The organism is Bacteroides caecigallinarum, from assembly GCF_021531075.1.
In the GTDB taxonomy this organism is placed as follows: domain Bacteria; phylum Bacteroidota; class Bacteroidia; order Bacteroidales; family Bacteroidaceae; genus Phocaeicola; species Phocaeicola caecigallinarum_B.
In genome coordinates, this window is record NZ_JADYTJ010000012.1 from 44,542 (window position 1) to 64,538 (window position 19,997).

Annotated in this window: 16 protein-coding genes; 4 read left to right on the plus strand and 12 right to left on the minus strand. The window is 40.4% G+C overall.

Translation table 11 applies throughout. The annotated features are described in order from the left end of the window. Window positions 1-26: 26 nt before the first annotated feature. The 11 genes from I6E11_RS05245 to dxs form a co-directional block, all read right to left on the minus strand. Window positions 27-1,508, minus strand: coding sequence for a complex I subunit 4 family protein (locus I6E11_RS05245; RefSeq protein WP_235336805.1), 1,482 nt, complete (start codon window positions 1,506-1,508; stop codon window positions 27-29). A 64-nt stretch (window positions 1,509-1,572) separates the two neighbouring features. Then, the gene (gene nuoL / locus I6E11_RS05250; RefSeq protein ID WP_235336807.1) at window positions 1,573-3,462 is read right to left on the minus strand and encodes an NADH-quinone oxidoreductase subunit L; all 1,890 of its coding nucleotides are present in this window, start codon (window positions 3,460-3,462) and stop codon (window positions 1,573-1,575) included. A 111-nt stretch (window positions 3,463-3,573) separates the two neighbouring features. Next, window positions 3,574-3,891: an NADH-quinone oxidoreductase subunit NuoK gene (gene nuoK, locus I6E11_RS05255; RefSeq protein ID WP_235336809.1), complete on the minus strand. Its 318-nt coding sequence runs from the start codon at window positions 3,889-3,891 to the stop codon at window positions 3,574-3,576. A 140-nt stretch (window positions 3,892-4,031) separates the two neighbouring features. Further along, window positions 4,032-4,544, minus strand: coding sequence for an NADH-quinone oxidoreductase subunit J family protein (locus tag I6E11_RS05260; RefSeq protein WP_235336811.1), 513 nt, complete (start codon window positions 4,542-4,544; stop codon window positions 4,032-4,034). Between the two features lie 79 nt (window positions 4,545-4,623). Continuing rightward, on the minus strand, window positions 4,624-5,070 hold the full coding sequence (locus I6E11_RS05265; protein ID WP_235336812.1) for a NuoI/complex I 23 kDa subunit family protein: 447 nt from the start codon (window positions 5,068-5,070) through the stop codon (window positions 4,624-4,626). Between the two features lie 91 nt (window positions 5,071-5,161). After that, complete coding sequence (gene nuoH / locus I6E11_RS05270; RefSeq protein WP_235336813.1) at window positions 5,162-6,250, minus strand: NADH-quinone oxidoreductase subunit NuoH; 1,089 nt, start codon at window positions 6,248-6,250, stop codon at window positions 5,162-5,164. A gap of 113 nt (window positions 6,251-6,363) precedes the next feature. Next, the gene (locus tag I6E11_RS05275; protein ID WP_235336814.1) at window positions 6,364-7,935 is read right to left on the minus strand and encodes an NADH-quinone oxidoreductase subunit D-related protein; all 1,572 of its coding nucleotides are present in this window, start codon (window positions 7,933-7,935) and stop codon (window positions 6,364-6,366) included. Between the two features lie 84 nt (window positions 7,936-8,019). Further along, the gene (locus tag I6E11_RS05280) at window positions 8,020-8,607 is read right to left on the minus strand and encodes an NADH-quinone oxidoreductase subunit B (RefSeq protein ID WP_235336815.1); all 588 of its coding nucleotides are present in this window, start codon (window positions 8,605-8,607) and stop codon (window positions 8,020-8,022) included. After that, window positions 8,598-8,948, minus strand: coding sequence for an NADH-quinone oxidoreductase subunit A (locus tag I6E11_RS05285; RefSeq protein ID WP_235336816.1), 351 nt, complete (start codon window positions 8,946-8,948; stop codon window positions 8,598-8,600). Before I6E11_RS05285 ends, I6E11_RS05280 begins: the two co-directional genes overlap by 10 nt. A 614-nt stretch (window positions 8,949-9,562) precedes the next feature. Next, entirely contained in the window at window positions 9,563-10,903 is a 1,341-nt protein-coding gene (gene trkA / locus I6E11_RS05290) for a Trk system potassium transporter TrkA (RefSeq protein ID WP_235336817.1), read from the minus strand. A gap of 12 nt (window positions 10,904-10,915) precedes the next feature. Then, on the minus strand, window positions 10,916-12,829 hold the full coding sequence (gene dxs, locus I6E11_RS05295) for a 1-deoxy-D-xylulose-5-phosphate synthase (RefSeq protein ID WP_235336818.1): 1,914 nt from the start codon (window positions 12,827-12,829) through the stop codon (window positions 10,916-10,918). Between the two features lie 94 nt (window positions 12,830-12,923). Here dxs and I6E11_RS05300 point away from each other — a divergent pair, with 94 nt between their 5' ends. Further along, window positions 12,924-13,910 (plus strand): GSCFA domain-containing protein, encoded by a 987-nt coding sequence (locus tag I6E11_RS05300; protein WP_235336819.1) that lies wholly within the window; start codon window positions 12,924-12,926, stop codon window positions 13,908-13,910. Then, window positions 13,886-16,351 (plus strand): bifunctional UDP-N-acetylmuramoyl-tripeptide:D-alanyl-D-alanine ligase/alanine racemase, encoded by a 2,466-nt coding sequence (locus tag I6E11_RS05305; RefSeq protein WP_235336821.1) that lies wholly within the window; start codon window positions 13,886-13,888, stop codon window positions 16,349-16,351. The genes I6E11_RS05300 and I6E11_RS05305 overlap by 25 nt, the downstream gene beginning before the upstream one ends. Window positions 16,352-16,523: 172 nt before the next feature. On the opposite strand, the gene I6E11_RS05310 is transcribed toward I6E11_RS05305, so the two are convergent. Then, a complete protein-coding gene (locus I6E11_RS05310; protein WP_087428283.1) occupies window positions 16,524-16,775 on the minus strand; it encodes a type B 50S ribosomal protein L31 in 252 nt (83 codons plus the stop codon). Between the two features lie 375 nt (window positions 16,776-17,150). Between I6E11_RS05310 and I6E11_RS05315 the strand changes: the two genes are divergently transcribed. Both I6E11_RS05315 and I6E11_RS05320 read left to right on the plus strand, forming a co-directional pair. Beyond that, a complete protein-coding gene (locus tag I6E11_RS05315; RefSeq protein ID WP_235327807.1) occupies window positions 17,151-18,155 on the plus strand; it encodes a class II fructose-bisphosphate aldolase in 1,005 nt (334 codons plus the stop codon). A gap of 237 nt (window positions 18,156-18,392) precedes the next feature. Continuing rightward, complete coding sequence (locus tag I6E11_RS05320; protein WP_235336822.1) at window positions 18,393-19,949, plus strand: peptide MFS transporter; 1,557 nt, start codon at window positions 18,393-18,395, stop codon at window positions 19,947-19,949. Window positions 19,950-19,997 lie beyond the last annotated feature (48 nt).

A 19,997-nucleotide genomic window follows, 5' to 3' on the forward strand; every position in this document is an offset into this window, starting at 1 on the left:
AACAACTCGTAACTTAATAATTCTGTTTATTTTACTATTGCCGAAATTATAGGTTCAACACTATAGTTTATAACATCGCTTACCCAAAATGGTGCCAAACCGAGTCCTGCTACAGCAGCTATAAGACATATTACAGTGAAGCGCTCATCCCATGTAGCATCTGTAAGTTTCAGATGTTCAGGGTTCTCGCATGTACCGTACAGAATTTTTCCTACTACACGGAGAATGTATACAGCTGTTATCACAATACTCATTGTGGCAATCACTGTACATACACGATGGAAATTGTCCGGATTTTGGAAAGAACCAACAAATACTGTCATTTCGGCAATGAAACCACTCAATCCCGGAAGTCCTAGGTTGGCAAGACCGGCAATGACATATCCCACAGCCAGGAATGGCATAATCTTCATCAACCCTCTCAACTGGCGGATATCGCGTGTGTGGGTTCTACCGTAGATCATACCGATAAGGGCGAAGAATAGGGCTGTCATAAGTCCGTGGCTCAACATCTGAAGAATAGCACCAGTGGCACTAACCTTGGTCATCATCAATAGTGCGAAGAGCACCAGACCGCAGTGGCTTACTGAAGAATACGCATTGATATATTTCAAGTCAGTCTGAACGACAGCACTGAATGCTCCGTAAACAACAGAAATAGTAGTAAGTACAAGGAAGAAATCTCCCCATATAGCAGCACCAGTAGGCATAAGATACATGGCTATACGAAAACATCCGTAACCGCCGAGTTTCATCAAGACTCCTGCATGAAGCATAGATACAGCTGTAGGGGCTGAAGCGTGACCGTCAGGACTCCATGTGTGGAAAGGGAAAAGAGCTCCCAGCACACCGAAACCGATAAAAATCAGCGGGAAGAACAGACGTTGAAACTCAGTAGGTATCTTGTGGTTTACAATCTCAAGTATGTTCATTGTTTCCGCGCCAGCTCCGTAGTAGATGCCAAGGATACCGATAAGCAGGAATGCAGAACCACCCATCAGCATTAGGGTAAGCTTCATAGCTGCATATTCCTTCTTTCCGCTTCCCCATACTCCGATGAGCAGATACATAGGGATGAGTGCAACCTCGTAGAACATGAACATGGTGAAGAGGTCGGTAGATATAAAGAAACCGAAAACTCCTGTGCTAAGAAGCGTAAACCATAGGAAGTACTCCTTAGTCATCGGTTGCAAACGCCATGAAGCGAACGTACCGGTGAAAACTATAATGGAACTAAGCAGAAGCATAACCACAGATATTCCGTCCACTCCAACGGAGTAGCAGATATTCAGTGGTTTGTACCACGGGGTACTTGCAGTGAAGAGCATTTCTTCTGTAGCTCCTCCGTTTCTCAATCCGATGTATGCTATGGTTAGCCATACGGACAGTCCCAAAAGGATGGTAGAACCGGTCACCATTACCGCCCTAACCTGGTTAATGCCTTTTGCCAGCCAAAGGCCTAAAAGCATTATCAGAGGGACTATTACAAATAAACTTAGTATATTCATTGTTTCAATTAATAATTAAGAATTAATAATTAAGAGCTGAAAGCTTGTCAAACAAATGTGCTTATCACAGCAGGATAAGTGCTGCGGTAAGTATGATGATACCACCTAAGAACCACATCGTGTAAGTCTGAATCTTTCCGCTCTGTACAGGCTGTGCTGCTTCTCCGGCTGCATTAGTACCCCATGCCATGAAGTTCATGAACTGGTCTATGACGTGACGGTCGAACCATGCGAGAGGTGTAGATATACAGCGGAAGATAATCTTCTTTGTTACGAACAGCCAAATTTCGTCCATGAAGAAACGGCGATATGCAGCGTGGTGCAGACGGCTGAACTTCTTTTGAAGCATATCTGCCACAGGCTGAGTCTTTCCTGCATACATCCATGTAGCCAGGATTATGGCCAATATTGCTACTACGATGCTTGTAGTTGCTACTGTAGCATCAAGATGAATGTCGTATGCATGTCCGTTGCTTGAAACGAAATGTCCGAAAGGCATTGCCCAGCCAGCTACAACTGTAATGGCAGCCAGGATAACCAGAGGTAATGTCATCACCACAGGGCTTTCATGTGGAGTGTGATGAGTATAATTATCATTTGTTTTTCCCCAGAATATGCAGTAATACAGACGGAACATATAGAAAGCTGTCATTCCTGCAATAATTGTCATTATCCATCCTGCTACAGGACTGAATCGGAAACAAGCCGCAAGAATTTCATCCTTAGAGAAGAAACCTGAGAAAGGAGGAATACCTGCTATGGCCAGGCACGCTACAAGGAATGTGATGTGAGTGACAGGCATATATTTTCTGAGTCCGCCCATGAATGACATTTCGTTGCTGTGAACTGCATGTATTACGCAACCTGCACCAAGGAATAGAAGTGCCTTGAACATGGCGTGAGTAAACAGATGGAACATTGAAGCCATATATCCCAATCCGCCTTCGTGTGGATCAAGACTGGTTGATACACCAAGCGCCACCATCATGAAACCAATCTGTGAGATAGTTGAGAAAGCCAGCACACGCTTGATATCGCTCTGTACACAAGCTACGGTAGCTGCATAGAATGCTGTGAACATACCGATGTATGCCACCCAGTGAAGAGTTTCAGGTGCAAATCCGATAAACAAAGGGAACATTCTTGCTACCAGATATACACCGGCAACAACCATTGTAGCAGCATGAATCAGTGCAGATACAGGGGTAGGACCTTCCATAGCATCAGGCAGCCAGATGTGAAGAGGGAACATTGCACTCTTTCCGGCACCACCCACGAACATCAGTCCGAGAGCCCAAGGCAGAACCATACCTGCCTTCATAAGCTGTTCCTCTGAAGGTGAGAAAGTGAAAGTCTGCATATAGTAACCGTAAATCAGGATACCGATAAGGAAACCCAGGTCGGCAAAACGAGTCACGATGAAAGCTTTCTTCGAAGCTGCTATAGCCTCTGGCTTAGTGTAATAGAAACCAATGAGAAGATAAGATGATACACCCACAAGTTCCCAGAATACGTACATCTGGAAGATGTTTGTTGCAACTACCAGTCCGAGCATTGAGAATGTGAACAGCGAAAGGAAAGCATAATAACGCTGGAACCCACGCTCGCCCTTCATATACCCGAAAGAATAGATGTGTACCATGAGTGACACAGTGGATATAACCACCAACATCATTACCGAAATAGGGTCAAGCATGATACCCATATCAATGTGGAGTGATTCAGTGAACGGCAGCCACTGGAAGTTCCAAGGTGTAGAGACAGGTAGTATCCCTTCGGCTGTGCGTGGTGCACTGAAATATCCAATGGCCGTGATATAGCTCAGCACTGTGACAGCTGCCAGCGACAATGTACCTATCGCTCCTGCTACCTTGTGAGGCATTTTCATTCCTGCCAGAGCCAGAACAAGGAAGCTCAGTATAGGCAGAACCAGTATAAGTATTGTATATTCCATTATGAGTTTTAAGTTTTTAAGTTCTTAAGTTTTAGTTGTTAGTTCTCTGTTTTTTAGTTATTTGTTCTAACAACTAAAAACTCTGTATCTAACAACTTATTACTTTTATTTTTATCCTTTCATTTCCGAAATGTCATCGGTCAGAATCTTATTGATATTCCTGTAAACATTAATGATGATAGCTATGGCTACAGCTGTTTCTGCTGCGGCAATGGCTATTCCGAACAGACTGAAGAAATGTCCTTCCAACTGTTCCGGGAAAAGATATCTGTTGAACACTGCGAAATTTATATTGGTGGCATTAAGCATCAGTTCGGCTGATATGAGTAGTGCCAACAGGTTCTTGCGTGTGAAGAAACCGTAAATTCCGCAGAACATCATTACCGTGCTTATAACCAGGTAATGCAAAACGTGTACTTCTATTTCCATTTTCCTATTTTTTATTTGACAAGTTAAAGAGGTTTTTAGTTGACAAGTTGACAAGTTGACGAGGTTGCCATCCGGATGGAGGACCTTGTCACATTGTAACTGAAGCCTAGTAACTAAAAAGAATCCTCGTAACTGATAATCTATTTCCTTTTTCTTGCAATCATAATAGCTCCTATCATGCAGGCCAGCAACAGTACACTCATTACTTCGAAAGGCAGTACGAACTGATATTTTTCTGTACCGATGAGTGCATTACCTATTTTCTCAACTGGTAGCTCTACTCCCTGTGGGATAATGTTCAGAGCAAAACCATTTGTTGCCAGGATGAACATCACCAATGCCATACCAACTAGAGTGGTGAGCAGAACGCTGATCATTTTTCCGCAGCGTATTTTGTATTTCATTGTTCCTGACGAACGCGTGAGTAGTATAGAGAATACGTATAACACTATGATACCTCCTGCATATACCATTAGCTGTACGGCACTGAGGAAAGTATATCCCAGTATGGCATAGATTCCTCCTGTTCCAAGCAGAACAAACAGCAAATAAGTGGCAGAGCGCAGAATGCTGCTTGTTGTTACAGCAAGCACTGAGAATACTATAATACACAGAGCTACTGCATAAAATGCTATTTCAAAAAGTGAGAACATATTGTTTAATTAAAAATTAAGAGTTAATAATTAATAATTGGTTGATGTCATCCACCCATTATTAATTTTTCATTATTAATTATTCATTTAATGTAAGTATCAGCTTTTCTCTTTCGAACACTGCGTTTTCGAAATGATTGCTGAATTGGATAGCATCGTGCGGACATGCATTGACACACAGCTGGCAGAACATACACGAACCGAGATCGTATTCATATTTCACCAAGAATTTCTTTTTCTTTCCATCCTCGGTTTCGCGTGTTTCGCTTGTGATGTGTATCGTATCGTTAGGGCATGCCATCTGACACAGTCCGCAAGCTATACACTTGTTATTCCCGTTTTCATCTTTAGGCATCACCAGCATGGCGCGGTGGCGTTCCGGGATGTACAGTGTGGTATGTCTGTTCTCAGGATAGCGTTCTGTAATTTTCTTTTGCATGAACACCTTCATCGATGTACGCATACCAACCAGAAGACTCTTTATTCCAAAAGCGTATCCGTTTATATAATCTTTAAAAGTAGACATTTTTTTAAGTTTTTAGTTTTTAGCTTTTTAGTTGTTAGCCCTTTTAGTTGTTATCTTTTAGTTCTAACAACTAATATCTAACAACTTAATATTAAAATACCAGTCCGAATACCTTCATTACTGTCATTATTACAAGTACCAGTAGTGAAAGCGGCATCAGATACTTCCATTCCAGTATAAGTACCTGGTCTATTCTCAGTCTTGGGAATGTCCATCTTATCCACATCAGCAGGAACACTACGAAGAATGTTTTTCCCACGAACCATATTACGCCAGGTATGTAATCCATAACAGCGTTGAAACCCTCAAGTCCAGCAATATGTAGCGGCATCCATCCTCCGAAGAACAGTGTAACGGCTATACCTGCTGTGATGAACAGGTTAAGATACTCTGCCAGATAGAAGAAACCAAAGTGCATTCCGGAATATTCGGTGTGGTATCCGGCGGTAAGCTCCTGTTCTGCCTCTGCAAGGTCGAATGGAGCACGGTTTGCTTCTGCATTTCCGGCTATCAGATAAATTATAAAAGCCATCACAGCAGGCAGATGTCCCTTGAATATGTTCCATCCGTTTTCCTGGTAAGCTACAATTTCCTGAATATCCATTGTTCCACACAGAATAACCATTGTAAGAACACTCAGTCCGATAGAAAGCTCGTAACTGATGATCATAGCTCCGCTTCGTACGGCACCAATCAGAGTATACTTACTGTTACTACTCCATCCTGCAAGCAGAATACCTAATACTCCGATAGATGAGGCTGCCAAAACGAAGAAGACACCAATGTTCATATGCAGAATTTCTCCACCTTTGTTCCAAGGAAGGCATGAGAAAGTTAAGATTGAAGCCATGATAACCAGGAATGGTGCCAGTCCGTACAAAAACTTGTCGGAGTTTTTCAGGCTGATAATCTCCTTTGTCAGAATCTTTATAACATCGGCAGGAACCTGTAGCAATCCGCCACGTCCACCAACACGGTCCGGTCCGATACGGCATTGGAATGCCGCACATACCTTACGCTCCATATATATCAGAATGATGGCCAACACTGCATACATCACCATGATGAATATTCCCACGGCAATACCCTCTATGGTGAAAGCCAGCCATTCCGGCATCAAGCCACACATAGTGCTGTGAATCCACATCAGCACCGGCTCAAGATTGTAATAGTCAAACATTTTTCTTTCAATTAAAAGTTAATAATTAATAATTAAAAATGAACTGATGTTATCGCTCTTTGTTAATTACATACGCTCATTATTAATTTTTAATTTTTAATTATTCATTGTTTTCATCTGTCAATGTCCGGAATAACGAAGTCCAGCGTACCACCTATTGCTATCAAGTCCGCAATCTTCTGTCCGCGACACACAGTGTCCATTGTATCTACCAGTGGCAGTCCTGTTGAACGGTAGTGCAGACGGTAAGGATATTTGTCGCCATGACTTTCTATCATTACCCCAAACTCACCACGGCTGCTTTCCACTGAAGTTGAGAAGTTTCCTTCCGGAAGTTTTATTATAGCCTTAGTCTTCACACGGTATTCACCTTCAGGAATATTGTCTATAAGCTGTTCTATGATATGGCATGATTCCATTATCTCATCCATGCGCACCATATAGCGTGCGAAAGAGTCACCTTCTGTACGTGTGATTTCTTTAAAATCTACTTTGTCATACATGGCATAAGGATGATGCTTTCTAACATCGTTGCTCCATCCTGAAGCACGTCCTGTACCACCTGTAGCACCTAGTGATATTGCATCTTCGCGCGAGAGGACACCTACGCCTATAAGACGTTGACGAGCTATCACGTTACCGGTGAAGATATCATGATAATCTTTTATCACGCTGCGCAGATGCTTGATAAATTCCTTTACCTTGCGCTGGAAATCAGGATGCAAGTCTGCTTGCACACCACCTATCACATTGTAATTCTGTATCAGACGTCCACCTGTTGTCTCTTCCATAATGTCGAGAATCATCTCTCTCTCTCTGAAGCCATAGAAGAATGGAGTAAGTCCGCCCATATCCATCACCAGACAAGAGTAGAACAGCAAATGTGAGTCAATACGTTGCAACTCATCCATTATTGTACGGATGTATTGGGCGCGTTCCGAAATCTCTATACCGGCAGCTTGCTCGATACACATACATAGAGCATGACGATTATGATGGGCACTCAGATAGTCAAGCCTGTCTGTCAAAGCCAGAGTCTGAGGGTAAGTAAGACTTTCGTTCATTTTTTCTATACCACGGTGGATATATCCCAGAATAGGGTCGATTCGGCGGATATTTTCACCGTCGATAGAAGTACGCATACGGAGTACACCGTGGGTGGAAGGATGCTGAGGACCTATGTTCACTACGAAATCTTCGCTTCCGAACACTATATTTTCTTTGCCTTCTATTGTACCGTCAGGCATTAGGGTATATTCTTCAGTCACATCGGCGTTCTCTTCGTTCTCCATATTCAGCGGATTTGAATCCATGTCATAATCCTTGCGCAGCGGATAGCCCTTCCAGTCCTCTCGTAGGAACAGACGGCGCATGTCCGGATTACCTGTAAAGCGGATTCCAAAAAAGTCGAACACTTCGCGTTCCTTTATTTTGGCTGTTTTCCATAGGCTGCATACAGATGGCAGGAAAGCGTTATCCCTATCTGTAGTGACTGCTTTTAGCACCACGCGTTCGCCTGTAGAAGTACATTCCAGATAATATAGTGCTCCAAGTCCTTCTTCCCCCCAGTCCATACCTACGATGTCGCGCAGATAGTCCATAGGTCGCTTTGCGTCAAATCTTAGTCGTGAAGCTTCATTAAACAAATCTTCAGCCTTAACCAATATTATATTGTCTGCAATCATGTTGTTTAATTAAGAATTAATAGTTAATAATTGAGAATGAGTTGATGTCATACTTTAGTTATTAGTTCTAACAACTAACGACTTTCATTCTTCATTATTTTTTTCCTTGCGGTTTGCTCCACCAAGGAAACGTTCCACCTTAATCTTCCTTTGCAGCTGCATCATGCCGTAATAGAAAGCTTCAGGACGTGGAGGACATCCGGGGATGAATACATCAACAGGAATGATTTTGTCTATACCGTTCACCACATGATATGATTTTCTGAACGGACCACCGCTAATGGTACATCCACCTACGGCTACCACGTATTTAGGCTCTGCCATCTGGTCATACAGACGTTTCAGTACCGGAGCCATACGGTGTGTTATTGTACCCAACACCATTATCATATCCGCCTGTCGCGGAGAGTTACGTGTTACTTCGAACCCGAAACGGGCCATATCGTATCGTGCAGCTCCCAATGCCATAAACTCTATGGCGCAACAGCTGGTTCCGAAGGTTAACGACCAAAGCGAGTTACTTCTTCCCCAGTTTATCAGTTCGTCAGCTGTTCCAACTATCACTCCGGCTCCATCATCATTGAGTTGTTTTACCATTCGTTCCAGATAGTCGTTGTTGCGGAACTCTTCATACTGCATGCTGCGTATCTGCGTACGTTTTTTTACTTCCATTCCAGTGCTCCTTTCCGCCATGCATATGCCAGGCCTAAAATAAGAATACCTACAAAGAATGCAGCTCCACATAGTGCATACACCCCTGTGTGTGCCACTACTACTGCCCACGGAAAGAGGAATACAGTCTCTATGTCAAACATCAGGAAGAGGATGGCAAAGAGATAGTAGCCTGCCTTGAATTTTACCCACGATTCACCTCTGGTGGGGATACCACATTCGTAAGGCTCTCCTTTCTGTGGATTGAATGATCGTGGAGCGATTAGTTTGGCAATAGTCATGGCTGCTACAACCAATGCGATTGCCGTGAGAATCACTACGATTAAAAAAATAAAATACATGATTTATTTGTTTTATAGTTATTGTTTATTCTAGATAATCTATATGTTGTATGTGTGCGTACACGTCGCGCGTTTTCATGTATATATTACATTAAAAAAGATATCTAAATGATAATCTTTTCCAATGTATATATGTAATAATCTTTAGGTGAATGAATAAGATTTTGCGAGTTGGAGTAACATCCCGATTCAAAACGGTAGAGATTGTTGATACTATTGTTCTTTTGTACTCCGCCTATTAATGGTAGTATAGATTTATTGTTGTTGTTATCCTTACTGCTTGAATATATAATGCAAACAGGTATAGACAAATCAGCGTATATGGATTTGAGTATGTGGTTAATTGTGCGTATCAGGTAATTGTCTGAAGAAGATTCTTCGAAAGATAAGTTCTTTTCATTATTGGTTGATAGTATGTTTTCCGTACAGATATTTGTATTACATGCGGAAGCAACATCTTCCGAAATGCCTTGCAATACAAATAAAGACAGTAAAGTTACGAATATTATCCTCAACCAATAAATCATATAAAAAAACTCTTACCTATTCAATTACGCTTGCAAAGTTAGGATATATTTTGCGTATAAAGGTTTTTTATTATGTTAAAAAACAGATTATCCGAAATATTTCTCCAATTTTTTTATCATTGCGCCCAGACAGAAAACTACAACATGGTCATCTTTTTGAATTGTAGTGTTACCTGTAACAAGTATACCTTCTCCATTTCTTATCAGACCTCCAATTGTTGCTCCTTTTGGCAAACCTATATCCTTTACCGGTGCTTTGGTTATCTTTGAACCTTCTTTGACAATGAATTCAGCAACATCGGCATTGGCAAAAGTAAGACATTTTACATTGGATACATCAGCCTTAAGCATCATTTGGTAAATGTGGCTTGCTGCAATGTATTTTTTGTTTATCACAGTGCCAATGTCCAAACTTTCTGCCATACTTATATAATCTACATTTTCTACTTCTGCAACAGTTTTGCTTACTCCCATGCGTTTTGCTGCCAAACATGCCAGAATGTTTGTTTCAGAATTACCTGTCAATGCCACGAAAGCTTCAGTGTTCTTAATTCCTTCTTCCACCAGTAGCTCCATGTCTCGTCCGTCGCCATTTATCACCATAACATCGTCATCAACAATCTCTGTCAGCCTGTTGCATCTGTTTTCGTCCATTTCTACAATTTTGATTTTCATGTACTCAGGCAGATATTGAGCAGTACGTACGGCAATTCTTCCTCCACCCATAATCATTACGCTACGTACATCTGCTTCGTTTTCGCGTCCTGATATTTTTCTGATGTATGGAATATATTTTTTTGTGGTTGTGAAATATACTATGTCATTTAGTTTCACATAGTCGTCACCTCTTGGGATTATAGTTTCATTTCCTCTTTTTATGGCTACTATATGGAATGGAATACCTTGTCCTCCCAGTTCATGAAAAGGAACATTCAGAATTTCGGCCTGTTCCCTCATCTTGACTCCAATCATTATTAGTGAACCTCCGGCAAATTCCCACCATTGTTTTACCCAACTCATTTTCACGGCATCCACAATCTCTTTTGCTGCCAGCATTTCCGGATAAATAAGCGAGTGTACACCGAGTCCGCTAAAGAATTCCTTATGCTTTGGCAATAGATATTCATAGTTGTCAATACGTGCTACTGTCTTTTTGGCTCCAAGGTTATTTGCAAGCATGCATGCAGTCATATTTCTGCTTTCGTCTGGAGTAACGGCAATAAAAAGATCAGCACCTGCCACCCCAGCTTCCTTAAGGCCATTGATTGAAGTAGGAGAGTAGTTTACTGTCATCATATCAAGGTTGCTGCTCATTTTGCCAAGTCTTTCCTGATTTTCGTCAATCAGTATTATGTCTTGATCTTCACCCGCTAAAAGTTTTGCCAAATGTGTACCAACTGCACCTGCACCAGCTATTATTATTTTCATGAGTAATGTCTTTTATTTCAAACTGTTCGTTAATTGGATGATGGAACTGTAGATACTGTCTTCGTCAAGTCCACATATTTTATATAGCTCGTCTACACTGCCATGCTGCACAAAATTATCTTTGATTCCTATCCTTTTAATGGATACATCATATCCATTGTCGGACATAAATTCCATTACAGCACTGCCGACACCGCCAGCTAGAACGCCGTCTTCTATAGTAAGTATTTTTTTGAATCGCTTACCTATTGAGTCAAGCATTTCATAATCTAGTGGTTTGACAAATCTAAGGTCATAATGTGCTATGCTTACGTTTTTTTCACTTTCTACTCTTTCTATAGATTTTTTTGCTTTATATCCTATAGGACCAAGCGATATTACTGCAAGATCTTTTCCGTCCTTAAGCATTCTTCCCTTTCCTACAGGTATGGCTTCAAGATTACATCTCCAGTCGGTTAATACTCCTCTTCCCCTCGGATATCTTATCACGAATGGTCCCATATCCGGCAGTTGGGCTGTGTACATGAGTTTTCTCAGTTCATGTTCGTCCATAGGAACAGAAACTGTCAAGTTAGGGATTATTCTCATGTATGCTATGTCGAACATACCATGATGTGTGGCTCCATCTTCACCCACTAGTCCTGCGCGGTCAAGGCACATAATAACATTCAGTTTCTGTATGGCAACGTCATGTATCACATTGTCGTAAGCCCTTTGCATGAATGTGGAATATATGTTACAGAATGGTGTAAGACCATCTTTTGCCATACCACCGGAAAAGGTTACAGCATGTCCCTCTGCTATGCCTACATCGAAAACCCTGTGAGGCATTTCTTTCATCATAATATTCATGGAACACCCTGTAGGCATAGCAGGAGTAACTCCTACAATCTTATCGTTTTGTTGTGCCAGTTCAAGTAGTGTATTGCCAAATACATCTTGAAATAGTGGAGGTAGTCCTTCTGTGGCTGGCTTGATTTTTTCTCCGGTTGTCTTATCGAATTTTCCGGGAGCATGCCACTCGGTAGCGCACTCTTCGGCAGGTTTATATCCTTTCCCTTTTATTGTATGTATGTGCAACAGTTTTGGCCCGCTCATGTCCTTTATTTCATTTAGGACTTTAATCATAGACATAGTGTCGTGCCCGTCTATAGGACCAAAATATCTGATGTTCAAGCCTTCAAAAATATTTTGCTGTTGCATAAGCAATGATTTCAGACTGTTGTTGAATCTGATAATTGCATTTTTTCTTTCATCTGTAAGCAACCCCCATCTGGCCATTTGCTTCGACATCGTATTCCGGAAGCGATTGTATCCTTCTGAGGTGTGTAAGTTTAGCAGATATTGTTTCATGCCACCGACGCTACGGTCGATAGCCATATTATTGTCATTCAGTATAATTAATAGATTGTTGGGAGTGGCAGACGCATTGTTCAGACCTTCGAAGGCCAGTCCTCCACTCATTGAACCATCGCCAATTACAGCTACTATGTGTCTGTTTGTCTCTTTTTTGATGCTTGCACTTACAGCCATACCCAATGCTGCGGAAATGGAATTTGAGGCATGTCCGCATGTAAATGTATCATATTCGCTTTCAGACGGCGTAGGGAATGGAGCCAAACCATTTAATTTCCTGTTGGTGAAGAATTTGTCGCGCCTTCCTGTAAGTATTTTATGGGCATATGCCTGATGGCCTACATCCCATACAATGCGGTCGTAAGGTGTTCTGAATGTGTAATGTAATGCGACGGTAAGTTCTATTACTCCCAAACTGGAACCGAAATGCCCCGGATTGCGTGAAAGCTCATCTATTATCATCTCGCGCAACTCTTTACAAACCTCAGGCAGGTCTTCTATCGGTAGTTTGCGAAGATCTTCAGGACTGTCAATATTGTCAAGAAATTTATATGATGCTTTATGTTCCATCTATACATTAAATTAAACATTTCTTCCACAAAAGTAGTACAAATATATATATAGTCGTTACATTTGCAGTAAAAAATAATAAATATACAATGATATGGAACTGATTACCAAGGCTGAATTACCTGTAGGACAATGTGAAATAAAGCACTCTGACAGATTGATGCTGATAGGTTCCTGTTTTACGGAAAATATTGGTAATAGACTGATGGCCAGTAAATTCAGATGTGATGTTAATCCATTTGGAATACTTTATAATCCAATGTCAATACATGAAGCTCTTACTCAGCTTATAAATAAAAAATGCTATACTTCTGATGATGTGATGGAATATCGGGGAATGTGGTTCAGCATGATGCATCACAGTTCTTTTTCCTCTGACGACAGAAATATATGTCTGGATAATATAAATACTCGTATCGAGTCCAGTAGTGAATTCCTGCTTAAGGCAGACTGGATTCTTATAACTTTTGGTACGGCTCGTGTGTATACATGGAATGAAAATGGACGTATAGTAGGAAATTGTCATAAACTGAACGATAAATTATTTACACGCAGTATTCTTGATGTTGACGGAATAGTAGAAGCTTATTCAAGTCTTATTTCAAGTATAAGGGATATAAACCCTAACGTAAAATTTATGTTCACAGTCAGTCCGATACGTCATGCCAAGGATGGTATGCATGGTAATCAGATCAGTAAATCGGTCTTATTGCTTTCTATAGATAAAATATGCTTTTCTAATTACAAATGTTATTATTTCCCTTCGTATGAAATTTTAATGGATGAGCTTCGTGACTATCGTTTTTATGCCGACGATATGCTTCATCCTTCAGCTATGGCTGTAGATTATATTTGGGAAAAATTTTCAGAATCATTTTTCGGAAGACAGACTACAGATGTTATTAAAGCATGGAATGAGATAAGCCGTGCCTTAGGACATAAGCCTTTTAATCCTAAGAGTGAGGCATATGCCGGTTTTTTAAGTCAAATACTGTTAAAAATAGAAGTACTAAAAGAAAAATTCCCGTACTTAGATGTCGAAAAGGAAATGAAATTATGTCGAACACTATTGAAGAAATAATCTCCATACTGAATGCGGAGCGTGTGGGAAATGCGCCTGCCAGGATAGACTGGATACTTACTGACAGCCGGTCTTTGTGTTTTCCGGAAGAAACCCTCTTTTTTGCATTAAAGACAAAAAGGAATGATGGCCATAAATACATTCCAGAACTTTTTGACAGGGGAGTGAGGAATTTTGTTGTAAATGACTTGCCTCAAGACTTGTCGAAGTATAATGGATGTAATTTCTTGAAAGTTTCCAACCCTTTGAAGTCGTTGCAACGTCTGGCTGCACATCATCGTGAGTTGTTTGATGTTCCGGTAATTGGAGTTACCGGAAGTAATGGCAAGACTGTGGTAAAGGAATGGCTGTATCACATTATAAGTCCTAGTAAAGTTGTGACAAGGTCACCCAGAAGTTATAATTCGCAGATTGGAGTGCCATTGTCGGTGTGGCTTATGAATGAGAATACTGAAATAGCGATATTCGAAGCCGGTATATCGGAAATGGGGGAGATGGAAGAGTTGAAACCTATAATCCGTCCTACTATCGGTGTCCTTACCAATATAGGTGGTGCTCATCAGGAGAACTTCACATCCGTGCAAGACAAATGTATGGAAAAACTGCAACTGTTCAAAGATTGTGATGTGGTGATTTATAATGGTGATAATGAACTTATAAGCAACTGTGTTACGAAGTCTTTGTTCGGAGCGCGCGAGATAGCCTGGTCCATGAAGGATATGGAACGCCCTCTGTATATAGAAAGCATTGAAAAATTCAGTAATTACACTCAAATAAAGTATCGTTATTTGGGATTTATGAAGGATTATCGAATTCCTTTTATTGATGATGCTTCAATAGAAAATTCAATAAACTGTCTGGCTGTTGCTTTGTATCTTATGATTTCACCTGAAGAAATAGCAGAAAGAATGCTTACTCTTGAACCCGTAGCTATGCGTATGGAGGTGAAAGAAGGTAAGAACGGTTGTACGCTGATAAATGACAGTTATAATTCTGATTTTGCTTCATTGGATATAGCACTAGATTTCCTGGCACGCAGAACAGAAGATAAAGCCAGAAAACGTACTTTGATTCTTTCGGATATTCTTGAAAGTGGCCAGACCAGCAAACTCCTATACAGACAGGTGGCAGAGTTGGTGCATAGTCGTGGGGTTGATAAGATAATTGGTGTAGGTCCGGAGATATCTGCATCTGCTTCCAGATTTCAGATAGAAAAATATTTCTTTAATAAAACATCAGAACTTTTGGAGTCAGGTATATTGGAAACATTGAAAAACGAAGTGGTTCTGATAAAAGGAGCTCGTGTGTTCCATTTTGATGATATAACAGACTTTATGGAACTCAAGGTGCACGAAACCATACTTGAAATTAATCTTGGGGCTTTAACTGAAAATCTGAATTATTTCCGTAACAAATTGCGTCCGCAAACCAAGATGGTGTGCATGGTCAAGGCATCGGCTTATGGAGCAGGAGCTTTTGAAATAGCTAAAACTTTGGAGGAGCATAGGGTGGATTATCTGGCTGTGGCTGTTGCCGATGAAGGTGCAGATTTGCGTAAAGCCGGAATACATTGTCCTGTTATAATAATGAATCCTGAACTCACGGCTTTCAAAACAATGTTCGACTATCGTCTGGAACCGGAAATATATAGCTTCAATATTCTTGAGGAATTGATAAAGGCTGCAGAAAGAGAGGGAGTAAGTAATTTTCCTATCCACATAAAAATAAATACGGGGATGAATCGTTTGGGATTTGAACCATGTCAGATTCCTCAGTTGGTAGAAAGACTGAAACGTCAGACGGCCGTTATACCACGTTCGGTGTTCTCGCATTTGGTAGGAAGCGACTCTGACCGTTTTGATGCTTTCACAAGAAAGCAGATTGAAACTTTTGAGGATGCAGCAGCTGTGCTTCAGAGTGGTTTTTCCTTTAAAATACTGCGACATGTATGCAATACAGCCGGTATAGAAAGATATCCTGGGGCGCAATTTGATATGGTAAGGCTTGGAATTGGTCTGTATGGTGTAGATCCATATACCGGAAAGATGATTCACAATGTTGGCACATTGAAAACTACCATACTGCAAATACATGATGTAAAAGCAGAAGATACTGTAGGTTATAGTAGAAAGGGTAGACTTGAAAGGGATTCGCGTATTGCTGCAATACCTATAGGTTATGCCGACGGTTTGAACCGTAAGCTGGGAAATGGAAACGGATATTGTATTGTAAACGGTAAAAAAGCGCCGTACGTAGGTAACATATGTATGGATGTGTGTATGATAGACGTAACAGATATTCCGTGTAAGGAAGGTGATAAGGTGGAAATTTTTGGCGAAAATTTGCCTGTGACTACTTTGGCCGAATGGCTGGGTACGATACCTTATGAGATTTTGACCAGTGTATCCATGCGTGTGAAGAGAATATATTATCAGGATTGATAAGTTCTGGAAAAATGTCTTGACGTTTTGTCTAAAACGCTTTGTCGTTTTACTTAAAACGTCAAGTCGTTTTTTTATATTATATATTGATGTCCATATAATAAAAAAAGCACCCTGAATCCAGAGTGCTTAAATTCCTTTTATAAAAGATAATTTTTCAGTCCGTATCTTTTTATTTCTTAATACGGTTGTAACGGCTCATGAACTTATCAACACGTCCTGCTGTGTCAACCAACTTAGACTTACCAGTGTAGAACGGGTGAGAAGTGTTAGAAATTTCCAACTTTACCAATGGGTAAGTTTCGCCTTCGAATTCAATTGTGTCTTTTGTAGCACAAGTTGAACGAGAAAGAAACATATCACCGTTTGACATGTCTTTAAATACTACCGGACGGTAGTTTTCTGGATGGATTCCTTTTTTCATTTCAGTATATACTTTATTATTATTGTTTTTTTGACTAGCTGGTAACACTTAGTCGTGTGTAATGGTCTTTTTCGGGTTGCAAAGATATGCTTTTTCTTTTAAATGGAAAAACTTTGTGGCTGATTTTTTGTAAAATTCTTTTTCTGTAATGTCTTTATTATAATATAATGTGTATGAAACCTTTATTGCTGGTGTAAATATCTAACTTGCAATATCTACATTGCATAATGTGAGTGTCTGTCTAAAATAATATGGTAAATAGCTTTATGTATAATATTATTTGCGTATTTTTTCTTTTAAAAAGTATAACGTGAATGTATAAATTACTATTTTTGCATAGGAATTTAATCACTAACATTATAAATAGTAAAAACAATGGTTAATTACAAAGACTTAGGTTTGGTGAACACAAGAGATATGTTTGCCAGAGCAATCAAAGGTGGATATGCAATCCCTGCTTTCAACTTCAACAATATGGAACAGATGCAGGCTATCATTAAGGCTGCAGTTGAAACAAAATCACCTGTTATCCTTCAGGTTTCTAAAGGTGCTCGTCAGTATGCTAACGCTACTTTGTTGCGTTACATGGCTCAGGGTGCTGTAGAATATGCAAAGGAATTGGGTTGCGAACATCCTGAAATCGTTCTTCACCTTGACCACGGAGATACATTCGAAACTTGCAAGAGCTGTATCGACTCTGGTTTCTCTTCAGTAATGATCGATGGTTCACACCTTCCATACGAAGAAAACGTTGCTTTGACTAAGAAAGTTGTAGAATATGCTCACCAGTTCGACGTAACTGTAGAAGGTGAACTTGGTGTATTGGCAGGTGTTGAAGACGAAGTTTCTTCTGACCACCACACTTACACTAACCCAGAAGAAGTAATCGACTTCGCTACTCGTACAGGTTGCGATTCATTGGCTATCTCAATCGGTACTTCTCACGGTGCTTACAAATTCAAACCAGAACAGTGCCATGTTGATCCTGCAACAGGTCGTTTGGTTCCTCCTCCATTGGCATTCGACGTATTGGATGCAGTTATGGAAAAACTCCCAGGATTCCCTATCGTACTTCACGGATCTTCTTCAGTTCCACAGGAAGAAGTTGATACAATCAACCAGTATGGTGGTAAATTGGAAGCTGCTATCGGTATTCCAGAAGATCAGTTGCGTAAGGCTGCTAAGTCTGCAGTTTGCAAGATCAATATCGACTCTGACTCTCGTCTTGCTATGACTGCTGCTGTACGTAAAGTATTCGCTGAAAAACCAGCTGAATTCGACCCACGTAAGTATCTTGGTCCAGCTCGTGACAACATGGAAAAACTTTACAAGCACAAAATTATCAACGTATTGGGTTCAGACAACAAATTGGCTGAATAATTAGTACTGAAAGATACTATTACGAGGAGGCTGTCCATAACGGGCAGTCTCCTTTTTTTGTGCATACTTGGGGTAATGGACCTCTTGACCAGGTTTTCTGTATTCAATGTTTTTCCAGTTTTGGTGTTATTGTGTCTATGTAGTGTTGTGTTTAGTCGCTTTAGTGTTGTGCATTATCCGTTTTTTCTTTATTTTTGCATAAAAATTTAATCATTAATCATTTAATCTTCATTATTTATGTTCAACAAGCATCCTAAAGGACTGATACCTGCAGCACTTTCTAACATGGGTGAGCGCTTTGGCTACTACATCATGAATGCTGTACTGGTTTTGTTCCTTTGTTCTAAATTCGGTATAAGTGAGGAGAAAAGTACACTTATCTATTCATTTTTTTATGCAGGTATCTATTTGTTGAGCCTTGTAGGTGGTCTTATAGCAGATAGAAAGCAGAATTATAAAGGTACAATTATGGCCGGTCTGGTAATTATGGCCATAGGATATATTGCTCTGTCTGTTCCTGTTACAGCAAATTCCGGAAACACTACATGGTTGCTCACACTTACTTGTGTAGCATTGTTCTTCATTGCTTTCGGTAATGGGCTTTTCAAAGGTAATCTTCAGGCTATAGTAGGTCAAATGTATGATGACCTTGAAGCCGAGGCTGCTGCAAAAGGCGAAAAGGAACTGATGGAAGCTAAGGGTAAGAGAGACTCAGGGTTTCAGATATTCTATGTATTTATCAATGTTGGTGGACTTATAGCTCCGTTTGTTGCTCCTCTGTTGAGAAGTTGGTGGCTGAGTGCGCATAATATGGTTTATAATGCGAGTCTTCCGGCTCTTTGTCATGAATATATAAATAAAGGTGCAGACAAAATGTCGGCCGAAGCTATGGGAAATTTGAATCAGCTTATTTCTCAATGTGTGGGACAGACGCCGGATATGTTGGATTCTTGTAAAGTGTATCTTAAGATATTTAACGAAGGTATTCATTACTCATTTGTCGCTTCGGTAGCTGCAATGCTCATATCTTTGGTTATATTCTTTGTTACCAAGAGCAAATTCCCAAATCCGGGAAAGAAAGAAGCTGCTGCAGCTGTCACTTATACTGCCGAAGAAAAAGCAGCTATGGCGAAGGAAATCAAACAGCGTCTGTATGCATTGTTTGCAGTTCTTGGTGTTGTTATTTTCTTCTGGTTCTCTTTCCATCAGAACGGAACTTCGCTTTCACTCTTTGCTAGAGATTTTGTCGATACATCTACTATAGCCCCTGAAATATGGCAGGCTGTAAATCCATTCTTCGTGATTACATTAACACCGATAATCATGATGATTTTTGGCTCTCTTTCAAGAAGAGGAAAGGAAATTTCTACTCCTCGCAAGATAGCCATCGGTATGTTTATCGCAGGTCTGGCTTATCTATTCCTTGCAGGATATTCACTTGTGATGGGTTATCCTTCGGCTGCAGAATACAGAGATCTTCCTATTGACCAGCAAGTGAAAGCTGGAGCGTGGGTACTTATAGTTCTTTACTTCCTTCTTACTGTAGCTGAATTGTTCATCTCGCCACTAGGACTTTCATTTGTTTCGAAGGTGGCTCCGAAACATCTTCTGGGGCTTTGCCAGGGATTGTGGCTTGGTGCAACTGCTGTAGGTAACCTGTTGTTATGGATAGGCCCTCTTATGTATAATGCTATTCCTATCGCATACTGTTGGGCTATATTCATGATAGTATGTCTCATTTCTATGGGAGTAATGCTGTTCATGGTGAAATGGCTCGAAAAAGTGGCTAAATAACAGATTTTTAAATTAAATAGTCTAAATAAGAGGATATATCTTTTCGTG

Bases quoted from the DNA above. Each gene is read 5' to 3' on its own strand.
- trkA (WP_235336817.1), bottom strand. From the start codon at position 10,903: ATGAAAATAATAATAGCTGGTGCAGGTGCAGTTGGTACACATTTGGCA.
- I6E11_RS05320 (WP_235336822.1), top strand. From the start codon at position 18,393: ATGTTCAACAAGCATCCTAAAGGACTGATACCTGCAGCACTTTCTAAC.
- I6E11_RS05275 (WP_235336814.1), bottom strand. From the start codon at position 7,935: ATGATTGCAGACAATATAATATTGGTTAAGGCTGAAGATTTGTTTAAT.
- nuoK (WP_235336809.1), bottom strand. From the start codon at position 3,891: ATGGAAATAGAAGTACACGTTTTGCATTACCTGGTTATAAGCACGGTA.
- I6E11_RS05310 (WP_087428283.1), bottom strand. From the start codon at position 16,775: ATGAAAAAAGGAATCCATCCAGAAAACTACCGTCCGGTAGTATTTAAA.
- I6E11_RS05300 (WP_235336819.1), top strand. From the start codon at position 12,924: ATGGAACTGATTACCAAGGCTGAATTACCTGTAGGACAATGTGAAATA.
- I6E11_RS05285 (WP_235336816.1), bottom strand. From the start codon at position 8,948: ATGTATTTTATTTTTTTAATCGTAGTGATTCTCACGGCAATCGCATTG.
- I6E11_RS05265 (WP_235336812.1), bottom strand. From the start codon at position 5,070: ATGTCTACTTTTAAAGATTATATAAACGGATACGCTTTTGGAATAAAG.
- dxs (WP_235336818.1), bottom strand. From the start codon at position 12,829: ATGGAACATAAAGCATCATATAAATTTCTTGACAATATTGACAGTCCT.
- I6E11_RS05305 (WP_235336821.1), top strand. From the start codon at position 13,886: ATGTCGAACACTATTGAAGAAATAATCTCCATACTGAATGCGGAGCGT.
- I6E11_RS05280 (WP_235336815.1), bottom strand. From the start codon at position 8,607: ATGGAAGTAAAAAAACGTACGCAGATACGCAGCATGCAGTATGAAGAG.
- nuoL (WP_235336807.1), bottom strand. From the start codon at position 3,462: ATGGAATATACAATACTTATACTGGTTCTGCCTATACTGAGCTTCCTT.
- I6E11_RS05245 (WP_235336805.1), bottom strand. From the start codon at position 1,508: ATGAATATACTAAGTTTATTTGTAATAGTCCCTCTGATAATGCTTTTA.
- I6E11_RS05260 (WP_235336811.1), bottom strand. From the start codon at position 4,544: ATGTTCTCACTTTTTGAAATAGCATTTTATGCAGTAGCTCTGTGTATT.
- nuoH (WP_235336813.1), bottom strand. From the start codon at position 6,250: ATGTTTGACTATTACAATCTTGAGCCGGTGCTGATGTGGATTCACAGC.
- I6E11_RS05315 (WP_235327807.1), top strand. From the start codon at position 17,151: ATGGTTAATTACAAAGACTTAGGTTTGGTGAACACAAGAGATATGTTT.